Raw genomic sequence first — 14,055 nt, 5'->3', positions numbered from 1 at the left:
AATTGTTATCTGAAGAGAACTGTTTAAAAGGTAAAAAGCCAATAACATATTATATGCTATTGGCTTTTCTATTTAAGGTTCAGTATGTTTTAATCTTCGATATTTCCAATCATTAACTTAGGATCAACCCACTTGTCAAAATCTTCAGGTGTAACATATCCTAAGCGAACAGCTTCTTCTTTTAGCGTTGTGCCATTAGCATGAGCAGTTTGCGCTATTTCGGCTGCTTTGTAATAACCAATTTTGGTATTTAAAGCAGTTACTAGCATTAATGAACTATCTAGTAATTCTTTAATACGTTTGTCGTTTGCTTCAATTCCTTGTGCACAATGCTCATCAAAAGAAATACAAGCTTCTCCTATCAGTCTAGCAGATTGTAAGAAGTTGGCTGCCATAACAGGTTTGAATACGTTTAGTTCGAAATGACCCTGAGTACCAGCAAAAGATATTGTAGTATCATTACCTATCACTTGTGCAGCTACCATAGTAAGTGCTTCACATTGTGTAGGGTTTACTTTACCAGGCATAATAGAAGACCCTGGTTCATTTGCAGGAATAATGATTTCGCCAATTCCAGAGCGTGGTCCAGAAGCTAGTAGTCTGATATCATTAGCTATTTTATAAAGAGAAACAGCAAGTTGTTTTAATGCTCCATGTGTTTCTACAATTGCATCATGAGCGGCTAGAGCTTCAAATTTGTTTGGAGCCGTTACAAAAGGTAGTTTCGTGAATTTAGCAATATACTCTGCTACTTTTACATCATATCCTTTAGGAGTATTTAAGCCTGTACCTACAGCAGTACCTCCTAGAGCTAATTCAGCAAGATGAGGTAAAGTGTGATTTAATGCTTTTAGTCCATAATCTAATTGTGCGACGTAACCTGATATTTCTTGACCTAGTGTAAGAGGGGTAGCATCCATAAGGTGTGTACGGCCTATCTTTACTACATCTTTTAGTTCTTTAGCTTTTTTGTCTAATGTGTTTCTCAATGCAGTCACACCTGGGATAGTATATTCTACGACAGCTTTATAAGCAGCAATGTGCATTGCAGTAGGGTAGGTATCATTAGAGGATTGAGATTTGTTTACATCATCATTTGCTTTAAGTACTGGTTCGCCTTCACCTATTTGAAGACCAGCTAATACTTGAGCTCTATTAGCAATTACTTCATTCACATTCATATTAGACTGTGTACCAGAACCTGTTTGCCAAATAACTAAAGGAAAATGAGCATCTAGTTTGCCTTCTAGTATTTCGTCACATACTTTAGCGATATGATCTCTTTTTTCTGAAGGTAAAACATTTAAATCAGCATTCGTAAAAGCTGCTGCTTTTTTAAGATAAGCAAAAGCTTCTATGATTTCGTGTGGCATAGATGCTTCAGGACCTATTTTAAAGTTGTTTTTAGAGCGTTCCGTTTGTGCTCCCCAATATTTGTCTTTAGCAACTTTTATTTCTCCTATAGTGTCTTTTTCTATTCTGTATTCCATTATTAATTTATTTAGAATGATTGTTCTCTAAAGATAAGGATAATTATTTAGTTTCATTCTAAAGAAAGATTAAAAGTTAGAGTAGGTTAGGTAGAAAAAATAAAAGTGAGTATATTTACGGCGTATATACAAAAATTAATCCGGAGAAAACATGTTTGAATTTCAACAGTATTTAGGTTTCATCGTTGCCATGACTGTAGTTACTATGGCATTTTGGCTTATGATGTTCTTAGTTGGTTTCGTATCTTACTGGGCAGTAGGTGGAGCTAGAGAACTAATCAAAGAGAAGAAAGCTAAAAGACAGCAATTAGAAGACAATCAGATCTAGTATTTGGTTTAAGAAATAAAGAGTCATAATATGTATTATGGCTCTTTTTTTATGCCTATTTATGAGGGTTGATAGATTCGAAAAATATGGGGATAAAAAAAGGGACTACCCAATGGTAGCCCCCTAACAAATAATAAATTTATAATAGTTTAGTAAAGGTTTCTTTGTTTGATTACATCATTTCTCCTTCTCCTTGTTCTTCGCCACCACCAGCATTTCTTTGTTGTTTCTGTCTATCCATTTTAGTTTGGTTAAAACGATAAGTAAATGATAAGTTTACTTGTCTTCCTCTCCACTGCATTTCACTATGTGAAATAGATGTTGGTAAATAAGTGTCTGTTTCTCTTTTTCTAGAGTCGAAGATATCACTAACATTTAATGTAATGGTAGCTTTGTCTTTTAAGATATCTTTACTTATAGAGGTATTAGCAGATAGGTTTCCTAATGCTTTTCCTTGTGATGTATCATAAGGTGCTCTGTACATTCCGTTTACTTGCCAATCTATTTTATAAGGCAATGATATCTTAGATGATAATCTAGTAAACCAAGCATAAGAGTTTTGGTCAAAGTTTTGCGTTTCTACTGTTCCATCTAGTTTAGTGAAAGTATAGTCTCCTTTTGTTTCTGTTCTAAAGAAGTTGAAGTTACCATTTAATTTCCACCATTTAAATGGAGTATAGTTTAAGGTAAAATCAAATCCATATCTGTATTCTGTAGCTAAGTTAATTGGTGAACTAACAATAATAGTTGTACCACTTGCATTTGTACCCGCTTCTCTTCTTACGAATTGGAATGTGTCATCCGTTTTATTTAAGTAAGCAGATGCACTAAGAGTGAATCCACTCCATCTCTTCAAATACCCTAAATCAAATGCATTTGTTTTAGCAGGGTTTAAATCAGGGTTTCCTTGAAAGAAGTTGATGTCACTCGTATAATTAGAGAAAGGGTTTAAGAAACGCCCTCTAGGACGCATAATACGTTTACTATAACTAATACTCACATTACTAGATTCATCCAATTCATAGTTTAAAAATAAACTAGGGAAGAAGTCATCATATTTCTTGTTGTTGTAATCGTTGCTAGTTAATTGATTTACGTCAATATTACTTTTTTCCCAACGGAACCCAACCATATAGTTAAGTTTGTCAGTTATTTTATCTCCATATTGAGCATAGAATGCATTAACTTGTTCTTTGTATTCTAGTACGTTAGAAACTCTAGTGTTGTTAATCCATTCATTATTAGTTAGATTATATAATCCAAAGTTATTAGTTGTCGATTTAAATGTACCTAAGTAACCTGCTTCAAAGTTTCCACTCTCTCCTAAAGGTAATGTGTAATCTACTTTTACTAGACCTGACTTATATTTGTCATCACTAAGAGTTCTTTCGTAAGTCATTAGGTTATGCTTATCATTAATGTCAGAGATATTAGCATCGTCATCACTAGTGTCTTTAGAGATACTAGCCTCTACTGTTAACTTGTGATCTTCTTTAGCAAATTTCTTTTCAAATGATGTTGTATATTCTACACTGTTATAGTTTGACTTACGTCTTTCTTCTCTATATCTATTATAGTCTAAGTTGTGGTTACCATCGTAATATTGGTAATCAACAGAGTTAGGAGAGGTACCATTACTTCTACGTACATTCACACTATTAGACCAAGTTAGAGAAGGAGTAATATAGTAGTCTAGACCGAACATACCGTTGTAGCCTTGTCTTTCTCTATTGTTGTCTTTATATTCATCGATGTACTGTATAGGATTACCATCGTGATCTAGATATTGGTTGTTGTTAACGTTATATCCTTTTGTTTTAGTATCTCTATAAGATAAGGTCGTATAGAAGTTATATTTCTCTCCACGAATATTTACATTACCATTTAATTCATAGTTGCGAGGATCTCCTATTGTACCCGTGATATTTCCATTAATACCTTGTGCTTTACCTTTCTTAAGGACGATATTAATAATACCAGCACCTCCTTCAGCTTCATATCTAGCTGATGGATTAGTGATTACTTCTACTTTTTCGATTGATTCAGCAGATAGAATACGCATTGCTTCTTGGATATTATTAGCAAGACCAGTAGGTTTACCATCGATAAGTACTTTTACATTCTCGTTACCACGTAAACTAACAGCACCTTCACTATCTACAGTTACTGAAGGAACGTTGTCTAATACATCTCCTGCAGTACCTCCTTTTACAATCATATCTTCACCTACATTGTAAACTTTTTTGTCAAGCTTAATATCTACAGTAGATTTTTCTGCAATGACTAGTACTTCGTCTAGCATTTGAGCGTCATCTGTGACTTTCTTAATACCTATATTAGTATTTCCATTGACAGCTACTTTGCGTAGTTCAATAGTTTTAAAACCTAAGTATTCTATACGAATTAAGTATGACCCGTCAGGTACTTCAAAAGAGTATTGTCCTTTTGAGTCGGTCATACCTCCTGAGACAATATTAGCATTGTTCTCATTTTGTGCGAATACACTCGCATATTCTAAGGGAAGATTTGTAGCAGCTTCTACTACAGTACCTGTTACAGTACTTTTTTTAGAGTTCTGTGCTAATGCTGTTACCCCGAACATTAGAGTTAACAGCATTAGAAGAACTTTTGTAGTTTTTAATCTTTTCATTATAGTCGTTAGTTTTATATCTATTAGACTATAATTTGCGGTGAAGGTTTAAAAACAAAATGGTTAATAAATTGTTAATTAGTCTTACAGGATTTCATGAATCTTTTCTGTAGGTCTTGCAATAACAGCTTTAGGGCCATTAACAACAATAGGTCTTTCAATCAGCTTTGGGTTTAAAACCATAGCTTCGATTATCTCGTCATCGCTCAATGTATTACTTCCAAAAGTATCTTTCCAAAATGCATCTTTTGTACGAACTAAATCGATTGGATTGTAATTGAGTTTTGTTAGTATTGTCTTTACATCATTTTCAGTAAGGTCTGCATCCAAATATTTTATAATTTTGTATGCTACACCTTGCTCTTCCATGAAAGCAATACTTTCGCGTGATTTGCTACAACGCGGATTGTGATAAATTGTGATCATAAATAAGGAATTTTATACCAAATATAGTACATTTTTTGAGATATGGGAATTATTGAACAGCTATTGAGAATAAACAAAAGTCAGAAACTTTGGCATTATTTACCTTTTTCGTTATTTTTTTTAGGGATTATGTTCCTGAATTGGATTTCTTTAAGATATTCAGCCCTATCTACTAACGAAATCATAAAAATGAATATTGATAAATTTGGTAAAAACATCAATTTTTTGATAACTATAGGGCCTTTAGTATTCATGTTTGTGTTTCTAATAGCTTGGGTATTAGTAGTTCATAAGCAGAGTCTGCTAAGCCTTACTACCTCTAAGGCTAAGGTAGATTGGAAGAGAGTATTATTTGCTTTTTCTCTATGGAGTTTTGTGATTATAGCGTTCTTTATCTATGGATATATAACTTCTCCAGAAGATTATGTGTTTTCGTTTAAACTGTGGCCTTTTTTAGTATTCTTTCTATTTGCGATTGTTTTAATCCCTTTACAGACTAGTTTTGAAGAATACTTTATGCGCTCTTATTTAATGCAAGGAATAGGTCTAGCTACGCGCAGTAGAGCAGTAGCTTTGTTTACAACGTCTATTTTATTTGGTTTAATGCACTTAGCTAATCCTGAGGTAGAGAAGATAGGATTCTCTATTATGATTTATTATATCGGAACAGGACTCTTTCTAGGGATTATTACTTTAATGGATGATGGTGTAGAGTTAGCTTTAGGTTTCCATGCTGCGAATAACTTAATAGGAGTGCTATTAGTCACTTCTGATTGGACTGCCTTTCAGACGAACTCTATTTTTACCAATATTAATTCAGAAAGTGTTATTTCACCTTGGGAATATATTATACAGGTGGGAATAGTTTTGCCTTTAGTAGTTTTTGTTTTCGCTAGAAAGTATAAATGGAAGAATTGGAAACATCAGTTATTTGGTAGAGTAAGATAAAAGAATGAATTATGGAATTAAATTATATACATCCTAACTTTAGATTGAATGGTAACTCTTATACGATAGAGGAGTTGATTACATTGGCTAAAGAATGGGAACTAGGAACTCAAGAATATTTGGTCGATTTAGGAAGGCTTATTATAGAATGGTTTGATATGAATGATTATGTAAGTTTGACTACATCAGGTACTACTGGACCTCCTAAGATTATACATTTAAAGAAAGAAGCTATGATCTGTTCAGCAAAGGCTACTGCTTCTTTTTTTGAAATAACTACTGGTAGTACTGCTCTTTTATGTATGTCTACGAAGTTTGTAGGTGGTAAGTTGATGTTTATTAGATCTTTAATTGTTGGATGGTCTTTAGATGTTAAAGAACCTACAGCAAGACCTTTGGAGCAAAATACAAAGTTATATGACTTTGTAGCGATGGTACCTATGCAAGTAGAGAACTCGATAGAGGAGTTAAATAAAGTAAAGACTCTTATTATTGGAGGTGCTAAAGTGAATCAAGGTTTAGCAGATAAGTTAAAACAAGTTACTACTAAGGTATATGAGACTTATGGGATGACTGAAACAATCACTCATATAGCTGCTAAACGAGTAGGTGTAGCATCTTTCTCAGTGCTTTCTCATGCGACAGTTAGTCAAGATGATAGAGGGTGTTTAGTAATCTCTGCCCCGACTGTTAATCCAGAATTAGTTATTACTAATGATTTAGTAGAAATTATTAATAATAAGGAGTTTAAATGGCTTGGAAGGGTAGATAATGTCATTAATAGTGGTGGAGTAAAACTTTTTCCTGAGCAAATAGAAGAAAAGTTGTCAAAGAGGATTCCTTATCGTTTCTTTGTGGCGAGTAAAGAAGATACTTACTTAGGTAATAAACTAGTGTTAGTTATTGAAAGTGAGCAGTATACTTTACCTGATGATATATACGTGGAGCTTGGTAAATATGAGAAACCTCGTGAAGTACAGTTTGTTTCTAAGTTCGAAGAGACAGAAACAGGCAAAATAATAAGAAAGAAGAATATTCAATAAACTAGATTAATAACATGAAGAAGAATAGTGTAAGTAACATTATCCTAAGCTGGGTTGTAGCATGTTTAGTTTCTTTTGGAGGAACTGCTTATGCTAAGAAGATAATTAGAAATGGTGATAATACCAATCTAATTACCAATGAGATGTTAGAACGTATTTTAGAGAAAAATAGAATACATGTAGGAGAAGGAAAAGTCGCAGACTATATCCCCGAACTGAGCAAGGTTAATGCCAGCGCTATCGCATTCTCTGTAGTGAAGCAGAATGGAGAAGTTGTTAATGTAGGGGATGTATCACAGAAGTTTACGATTCAGAGTATTTCTAAAGTAATAGCTCTGATGGTAGCAGTAGAGGAGTTAGGAGAGAAAGAGGTGTTTTCTAAAGCAGGGTATTATGGAACAGATAAGCCTTTTAATCATTATGCTAACTTAGAGACTAAAGGAAAGCCTTTAAATCCTTTAATGAACGCTGGTGCTATACTTACGACTGCCTTGTTAGGTGGGGATAATGATGAAGCATTTCAGAAGATTTTAGACATGGTTCGTTATATCACGAAGAACGAAGCGATAGGTTATAGCCACTCTGTATATATGTCTGAGAGAGAAACAGGACATAGAAACAGAGGTATATTCCATTTATTAAAGAATAATGGTCTGATCGAAGGAGAAGAGAATAGATTAGACAATTATTTTAAACAATGTTCTATAGAGGTTACAGCAGAAGATTTAGCTAAGATTGGTTATTTCTTTGCTAATCAATGTACTCGTTTTGATGGAGATACGAAGTATAAAAACTCAGAGATGTCTAAGTTAGTACAGTCACAGATGTTAATCGCAGGGATGTATGAGTTTAGTGGAGAGTATGCTCGTACAGTAGGTTTGCCTAGTAAGTCTGGAGTAGGAGGAGGTATTGTTGTTTCTGTGCCGAATAGAATCGGAATAGGGACTTTCAGCCCAGGATTAGATACACAAGGTAACTCTGTAGTAGGGTATCACATGATCTTAGATCTAGTAAATGAATTAAACCTTAGTATCTTTTAATAGATAAGAATAAGTGCTTATAAATAGAAAAAGCCAACTGTTATCAGTTGGCTTTCTTTTTGGGTGCAAATAATCTATTGCAAATTCTTAGAATTGCTCTCTTCCTGAGAAGTGGAAAGCAGACTCGATAGCAGCGTTCTCGTCGCTATCAGATCCGTGTACTGCGTTTTCACCGATTGATTTTGCATATTTTTTACGGATAGTACCTTCAGCAGCTTCAGCTGGGTTAGTAGCACCGATTAATTTTCTGAAATCTTCTACAGCGTTCTCTTTTTCTAAGATAGCTGCTACGATTGGACCTCTAGACATGAATTCAACTAATTCTCCGTAGAAAGGTCTTTCACTGTGTACTTCATAGAATTTTTGAGCGTCTCTTACAGTTAATTGAGTTAACTTCATTGAAACGATTTTAAATCCTCCTTCAGTAATCATGTTGATGATTCCACCGATGTTACCTGCTTCTACAGCATCAGGTTTAATCATTGTAAAAGTTCTGTTCGTTGCCATTATTCTTAAATTTAATTTATTGCAAAAATAGTCTTTTAAATATTACAAAAGTGATAATATTTATAAAAAAGTGTGGTTTAAATCACTTTTATTTAGAAACAGGAATCTCTAATAATCTCTGTGCTAATTCTATCATCTCAGGAGTTCCTGTGTGCTTTTTAGGTTCATCTGATAATTTCACTACATCCGTCCAATATCCTCCCTCTGGAAGAGCTTGAGACATCTTGATTACGATATTCATAGCGTCTAGTCCCACATCATTAGTAAAGTCTGTACCGATACCAAATGACATTCCTATTCTTCCTTTGCAGTGATTAGCGATACGCTCTACTTTTTCAGGGTTCAATCCATCAGAGAAGATAATAGTCTTCTGAGTAGGATCTATATTTAATGATTTGTAATGTGCGATGACTTGATCAGCGAAGTCTAATGGATCTCCACTGTCATGTCTAACTCCGTCAAATAACTTAGCAAATTTTTTATCAAACTGTTCAAAGAAAACTTTACTTGTATACGTATCCGTTAGCGCGATTCCTAAATCTCCTCTATAAGTATCTACCCAATGTTCTAATCCCATTGAGTTTGCCATTTTAAAACCATACTTAGCTGCGTGGAACATAAACCATTCATGAGCATGTGTTCCAATAGGTTTAGTGTTATACTTCATCGCTAAGTGCACATTACTCGTCCCGATGAAGCTTCCGTCGCCATACTGCTTTAAGGTATCTACCACTAATTGGTGTACTGCATAAGAGTGTCTTCTTCTTGTACCAAATTCAGCAATGGTAATCCCTAATTCTTTGTATTTCTCTATTTTGTTACGCGTATTCGCAATCACCTTTTCTGAAGAGTCTCTTTCAGAATTAGTCATTTTATAATATAGCTCACAGATAATAGACATAAGAGGTACTTCCCATAAGATAGTTCTATACCAATATCCTTTGATATGTACTTCTAGATCTGGTCCATCTTGTGATATTTCTATTTCTGATGGATCATAGTGATACCCTTGTAAGAAGTCTAGATAAGTAGGGTCTAAGTAAGGACAAGTCTTTTCTAAGAATATCTTCTCTGCTTTTGTTAGTTTTAGTTTTGCCATTTCATCTACGGCAGAGCGCAGTGCTTCAGCAAAACCTGGAGGGTATTTATGTTGTCCTCTATTGATGAAGATATAGGACGCTTTAGCATAAGGGAATTGTTTAATAGCAGCGTACTGCATCGTAAACTTATAGAAATCGTTATCTAATATAGATACGATAACTTGGTTAGTGTTCATTGCTTCCATAGTTTTTTAGATTAATATATCACTTTCTAAGTCAGATTTCTCCACATGAAATTTGAAGTTTAACTTATGCATTAGCTCTAATACTAAGTTTTTATACCAATTCTCTGACTTAGGATGAATATAAATTTTTTCTATTAATTGTTCGATATCCACATGTATTTTAATACCTTCATTGACCTCTATACCTAGAGGGCTAACATCTGAGATAATACGAACCTCTTTTTCGTATTGAAAACTTTGTCTTTTGAACAAGAATGGGAAGAACTCATCGTCAAAAGGAATAAACTCTCTTTTGTAATCGATATAGTTTACTTCTCCAATGTATTGATCTATTCGGTTTTCTACAGAGACCGCTTTTTGCAGTCGTTCTAGCGTAGATTGAATAGCGATACCTTCTTTGTTTTTGGTGAATATCTGCCACATCGCGAAAGACTCACATTCATTAAGATGCCAACTACTGATGACTATATTCTTTCTTTTCTGTTTATAGTGATGTAAGAAATCAGGATTGTCTTGGCTGATTCTTTTTATCTCTTCAAAAGTTGGCTCGCTAAATGTCCCTTCATACTGATCTTCAAATTTGTCAGATCTAGACATGAATAGTTTATTAGACAGTAATAAATCTAAAAACTTAGATAAGTCTAAGTACTTCCATACAACAGTATTCGGATCGCTAGGGAGTGTTATATTTTTACCGTCTTTATACATTTATTCTAATGATTGTAGTGAAACTAATTTAGAGTAAGTACCATTTAACTGGATTAGCTCTTCATGAGTACCTTGTTCTACTATTTTACCTTTTTGCATGACTACGATTAAGTCTGCCTTTTGGATCGTAGATAGACGGTGAGCTATGATAATAGACGTTCTATTTTGCATCATATTATCTAAGGCTACCTGTACTAGTTTTTCGCTTTCTGTATCTAACGCAGACGTCGCTTCGTCTAATATCATGATTGGAGGATTCTTAAGCACTGCTCTTGCGATAGACAGACGTTGTTTCTGTCCTCCAGATAATTTGTTTCCAGCATCACCGATATTGGTATCTATACCATGAGGTAGATCTTTGACGAACTCATACGCATTAGCTATTTTAAGCGCTTGCATGATTTCTTCATCCGTAGCATCTTCTTTACCTAGCTTAAGGTTGTTCTTGATCGTATCATTGAATAAGATACTATCCTGAGTTACTAGTCCGATAAGATCACGTAGATCGCTCAGCTCTAAGTTACGAATATCTTCGTTATCTATTTTAATTGCTCCTTCATTGATATCCCAGAATCGAGTCAATAAGTTTGCTATCGTACTCTTACCACTACCAGACTGACCTACTAGCGCTACAGATTTTCCTTTTGGCACTGTAAGGGTAAAGTCTTTTAATACGTACTCTTCTTCGTACTTAAACGAGATATTATCTACCTCTATTTTATCCTCGAAGCTAGACTTCGCTATTGCATTTTCTTTGCTTTCGATAGGATTATTTTCTTCTAATACCTGTAACACACGCTCTGCAGCAGCATTACCACGTTTTAATGAGTACGAAGCCTTAGACATAGCCTTAGCAGGTGTAAGGATATTATAAGCCATACCAATATAGGCAATAAACGCAGCTCCTGTCAGTGTACCTTCACCTAGTACTAGATGACCACCGTATACTAATAATACAGCGATAGTCACGATACCTAAGAATTCACTAAGTGGAGAAGATAAGTTCTGACGGTTAAGGATAGTATTGTTTAGTTCATAGAAACTATATGTAGAGTCTTGAAACTTTTTATTGAAGTTTTTTTCTGAATTAAAGCTTTTGATCACTTTTAGCCCAGATAGAGATTCTTCTATAATAGATAAGAAGTACCCTTGTTCTTCAGAAGCTTTTTGTGAACTTTTCTTTAAGGTCTTACCTACTTTAGAAATGATTACACCTGAGATAGGAACAAATATAAATACGAATAAAGTTAGCTCAGTACTGATTGCAAACATAGCTACAATAGTAAATATGATAGTCAGAGGTTCTCTTACGACTACTTCTAAGATAGATAAGAAAGAGTGTTGTATCTCTAGTACATCAGAAGTGATTCGAGAGATCACATCCCCTTTTCTTTTTTCAGAGAAGAACGATAGAGGTAATTCTAATGACTTTTTATACATCGCATTACGAATGTCTTTTAATACTCCATTTCTTAGGAAGGTAATAAAGTACATCGCCCAATAGTTGAATAAGTTTTTTAGTAAAAACAACGAGATAATTACAGCAGCCATTACCATCAAGGTATCTTGAGCTCCATGCTCTGCAGTATACTGCGTGATGAAGTAAGACATATAGTCTTCTAAGTAATTCTTAATATGTCCTATACCTGTATAGAGAGGTTTCTCTGTAACTTTTTTGGCATCACCAAAAAGTACTGTCAACATCGGGATCAATGCCACAAAAGATAGCGCACTGAATAAAGCGTATAGTATATTAAAAAAAACGTTTAAGTAAGCATAGGTCTTATATGGCTTACCAAAGTGAAGTATCTTCTTAAAGTATTCGTTCATATTTGTTATAATGTAAAAAGCAAAAATAAAGAAAAAAAGACTGGTAGTACTACCAGTCTTTCTTATATGTTCTAATTCAACTTCATTTCGTTGATGATATCTTGAATTTTTTGGTCTAATACTTTCTCCGTTGCCTTCACTTCAGCGATATCGTGTAATGGTTCGTTTACACTAAAGTAGAATTTAATCTTCGGTTCAGTACCACTAGGACGAGCAGCTATCTTCGTACCATCTTCTAGATAATAGATTAGTACATTAGATTTAGGCACATGGATAGGTTCTATCTCGTTAGTGAATAAGTTCTTCGCTTCACTAGACTGATAGTCTTCTACACATACTACTCTCTGTCCGATGATTTCAGTAAGTGGATTTTCTCTTAACTCGATCATCATTTGTTTAATCTCTTCAGCTCCAGAGATTCCTTTTTTCACTAGAGAAATAAGGTATTCTTTATAGAACTTATTGTCGATATATAGATTCATTAACTCTCTATAGAAAGAACTACCTGCTGCTTTAGCTACAGCTGCGATCTCACAAACTAATAGAGCAGAAGCTACAGCGTCTTTATCACGTACAGCATCACCTACCATATATCCAAAACTCTCTTCACCACCACCGATAAATTTCTGAGTAGGACATTCATTGATAAACTTAGCTATCCATTTAAATCCTGTCAATCCTACTTTACACTCTACACCATAGCTTTCTGCTAAGTCTAGCATCATAGGAGTAGAAACGATAGTAGAACCAATAAATTCATTTCCTTTAAAACCGATATTGCGTTTGTATTGTTCTAGTAAGAAACCTGTCATCATCACCATAGTTTGGTTACCATTTAACAGAATCATATTACCATCTAAGTCACGTACACCTATACCGATACGGTCAGAATCAGGGTCAGTACCGATCACGATATCTGCACCTGTTTCATCTGCTAACTGAAGTGCCATAGTCAATGCTTCTGGTTCTTCTGGATTAGGAGATTTTACAGTAGGGAAGTCCCCATCTGGTTCTGCTTGTTCTTTTACGATGAATACATTCTTATATCCAGCAGCTTCGAATGCTCTAGGGATAAGTTTGATAGAAGTACCGTGTAGAGAAGTATACGCTATTTTTAACTGATCTTTTACAGACTGTGGAGTATCAAAGCTTGCATTCTCTACAGTTGATTGGATAAACGCAGCATCTAGTTCTTCTCCTACATAAGTAATCAGGTTATCATCTCCTTTGAAGTTTACTTCATTATAGGTTAATCTGTTGATTTCGTCTATAACAGCCGCATCATTAGGAGGAACGATTTGTCCACCATCTTGCCAGTATACTTTATATCCATTGTATTCTGGTGGGTTGTGTGATGCAGTTAATACGATACCAGCATTACATCCGTAGTGTCTTACCGCGAAAGATAACTCAGGAGTAGGGCGCATCTCTGCGAATAAGTATACTTTAATACCGTTAGCAGTGAATACATCAGCTACTACTTTCGCTAACTCTTGACTGTTGTGACGACAGTCAAAGTTGATAGCTACTTTCCATTCTTGGTTAGGGAATGATTGTTTGATATAGTTTGATAATCCTTGTGTATTTTTACCTAGTGTATATTTGTTGATACGATTTGTACCAATTCCCATTATACCGCGCATACCTCCTGTACCGAACTCTAAGTTTTTATAAAAACTGTCTTTAAGAGTTGCAGGATCAGTATCCATCATTTTTTGAACAGAAGCCTGTGTTTCAGCATCAAAAGGTTCTTTTAACCATAATTCAGCTTTTGCTAAGATTTCTTTTTCTATTTGCATA

Annotated in this window: 12 protein-coding genes; 4 read left to right on the top strand and 8 right to left on the bottom strand. The window is 34.6% G+C overall.

What is annotated here, in order from left to right; all coding sequences use genetic code 11:
- Positions 1-89 precede the first annotated feature (89 nt).
- Positions 90-1,490 (bottom strand): class II fumarate hydratase, encoded by a 1,401-nt coding sequence (gene fumC, locus MYRA21_RS01255; RefSeq protein ID WP_006261833.1) that lies wholly within the window; start codon positions 1,488-1,490, stop codon positions 90-92.
- A gap of 151 nt (positions 1,491-1,641) precedes the next feature.
- On the opposite strand from fumC, the gene MYRA21_RS19120 reads away from it, so the two are divergent.
- A complete protein-coding gene (locus MYRA21_RS19120) occupies positions 1,642-1,818 on the top strand; it encodes a hypothetical protein (protein ID WP_006258725.1) in 177 nt (58 codons plus the stop codon).
- A 172-nt stretch (positions 1,819-1,990) separates the two neighbouring features.
- Here MYRA21_RS19120 and MYRA21_RS01250 read toward each other — a convergent pair whose 3' ends face one another.
- Both MYRA21_RS01250 and arsC read right to left on the bottom strand, forming a co-directional pair.
- Positions 1,991-4,468 carry an outer membrane beta-barrel family protein gene (locus tag MYRA21_RS01250; protein WP_006258724.1) on the bottom strand — a complete coding sequence of 826 codons (2,478 nt, stop codon included), beginning with the start codon at positions 4,466-4,468 and terminating at the stop codon, positions 1,991-1,993.
- 84 nt (positions 4,469-4,552) lie between these two features.
- The gene (gene arsC / locus MYRA21_RS01245; protein WP_006258722.1) at positions 4,553-4,894 is read right to left on the bottom strand and encodes an arsenate reductase (glutaredoxin); all 342 of its coding nucleotides are present in this window, start codon (positions 4,892-4,894) and stop codon (positions 4,553-4,555) included.
- Between the two features lie 42 nt (positions 4,895-4,936).
- Here arsC and MYRA21_RS01240 point away from each other — a divergent pair, with 42 nt between their 5' ends.
- From MYRA21_RS01240 to glsA, 3 genes are read left to right on the top strand one after another with little or no spacing between them, the layout of a single operon-like run.
- Complete coding sequence (locus MYRA21_RS01240) at positions 4,937-5,842, top strand: CPBP family intramembrane glutamic endopeptidase (protein WP_039328366.1); 906 nt, start codon at positions 4,937-4,939, stop codon at positions 5,840-5,842.
- Positions 5,843-5,853: 11 nt separating this feature from the next.
- Positions 5,854-6,885 (top strand): AMP-binding protein, encoded by a 1,032-nt coding sequence (locus tag MYRA21_RS01235; RefSeq protein WP_006261829.1) that lies wholly within the window; start codon positions 5,854-5,856, stop codon positions 6,883-6,885.
- Between the two features lie 14 nt (positions 6,886-6,899).
- Positions 6,900-7,925 carry a glutaminase A gene (gene glsA / locus MYRA21_RS01230; RefSeq protein WP_006258717.1) on the top strand — a complete coding sequence of 342 codons (1,026 nt, stop codon included), beginning with the start codon at positions 6,900-6,902 and terminating at the stop codon, positions 7,923-7,925.
- Positions 7,926-8,012: 87 nt separating this feature from the next.
- On the opposite strand, the gene MYRA21_RS01225 is transcribed toward glsA, so the two are convergent.
- The 5 genes from MYRA21_RS01225 to MYRA21_RS01205 form a co-directional block, all read right to left on the bottom strand.
- Positions 8,013-8,432 carry a nucleoside-diphosphate kinase gene (locus MYRA21_RS01225; RefSeq protein ID WP_006258715.1) on the bottom strand — a complete coding sequence of 140 codons (420 nt, stop codon included), beginning with the start codon at positions 8,430-8,432 and terminating at the stop codon, positions 8,013-8,015.
- An 88-nt stretch (positions 8,433-8,520) separates the two neighbouring features.
- Positions 8,521-9,708, bottom strand: a complete 1,188-nt coding sequence (gene pncB, locus MYRA21_RS01220; protein WP_006258711.1) for a nicotinate phosphoribosyltransferase — start codon at positions 9,706-9,708, stop codon at positions 8,521-8,523.
- 15 nt (positions 9,709-9,723) lie between these two features.
- A complete protein-coding gene (locus MYRA21_RS01215; RefSeq protein ID WP_006258710.1) occupies positions 9,724-10,425 on the bottom strand; it encodes a DUF2971 domain-containing protein in 702 nt (233 codons plus the stop codon).
- Positions 10,426-12,255, bottom strand: a complete 1,830-nt coding sequence (locus MYRA21_RS01210; RefSeq protein ID WP_039328364.1) for an ABC transporter ATP-binding protein — start codon at positions 12,253-12,255, stop codon at positions 10,426-10,428.
- Between the two features lie 71 nt (positions 12,256-12,326).
- Positions 12,327-14,054, bottom strand: a complete 1,728-nt coding sequence (locus tag MYRA21_RS01205) for a phospho-sugar mutase (protein WP_006258707.1) — start codon at positions 14,052-14,054, stop codon at positions 12,327-12,329.
- Position 14,055: the final 1 nt, after the last annotated feature.

It is taken from the genome of Myroides sp. A21 (assembly GCF_000807225.1).
GTDB classification, from domain to species: Bacteria; Bacteroidota; Bacteroidia; order Flavobacteriales; family Flavobacteriaceae; genus Flavobacterium; species Flavobacterium odoratimimum.
The sequence above is the reverse complement of the archived record's forward strand: the minus strand, read 5'-3'. Positions and strand labels throughout refer to the sequence as shown.

What these genes read in the sequence shown, in the direction of transcription:
- fumC (WP_006261833.1), bottom strand. Translation starts at nt 1,490, where the DNA reads ATGGAATACAGAATAGAAAAAGACACTATAGGAGAAATAAAAGTTGCT.
- MYRA21_RS19120 (WP_006258725.1), top strand. Translation starts at nt 1,642, where the DNA reads ATGTTTGAATTTCAACAGTATTTAGGTTTCATCGTTGCCATGACTGTA.
- MYRA21_RS01250 (WP_006258724.1), bottom strand. Translation starts at nt 4,468, where the DNA reads ATGAAAAGATTAAAAACTACAAAAGTTCTTCTAATGCTGTTAACTCTA.
- arsC (WP_006258722.1), bottom strand. Translation starts at nt 4,894, where the DNA reads ATGATCACAATTTATCACAATCCGCGTTGTAGCAAATCACGCGAAAGT.
- MYRA21_RS01240 (WP_039328366.1), top strand. Translation starts at nt 4,937, where the DNA reads ATGGGAATTATTGAACAGCTATTGAGAATAAACAAAAGTCAGAAACTT.
- MYRA21_RS01235 (WP_006261829.1), top strand. Translation starts at nt 5,854, where the DNA reads ATGGAATTAAATTATATACATCCTAACTTTAGATTGAATGGTAACTCT.
- glsA (WP_006258717.1), top strand. Translation starts at nt 6,900, where the DNA reads ATGAAGAAGAATAGTGTAAGTAACATTATCCTAAGCTGGGTTGTAGCA.
- MYRA21_RS01225 (WP_006258715.1), bottom strand. Translation starts at nt 8,432, where the DNA reads ATGGCAACGAACAGAACTTTTACAATGATTAAACCTGATGCTGTAGAA.
- pncB (WP_006258711.1), bottom strand. Translation starts at nt 9,708, where the DNA reads ATGAACACTAACCAAGTTATCGTATCTATATTAGATAACGATTTCTAT.
- MYRA21_RS01215 (WP_006258710.1), bottom strand. Translation starts at nt 10,425, where the DNA reads ATGTATAAAGACGGTAAAAATATAACACTCCCTAGCGATCCGAATACT.
- MYRA21_RS01210 (WP_039328364.1), bottom strand. Translation starts at nt 12,255, where the DNA reads ATGAACGAATACTTTAAGAAGATACTTCACTTTGGTAAGCCATATAAG.
- MYRA21_RS01205 (WP_006258707.1), bottom strand. Translation starts at nt 14,054, where the DNA reads ATGCAAATAGAAAAAGAAATCTTAGCAAAAGCTGAATTATGGTTAAAA.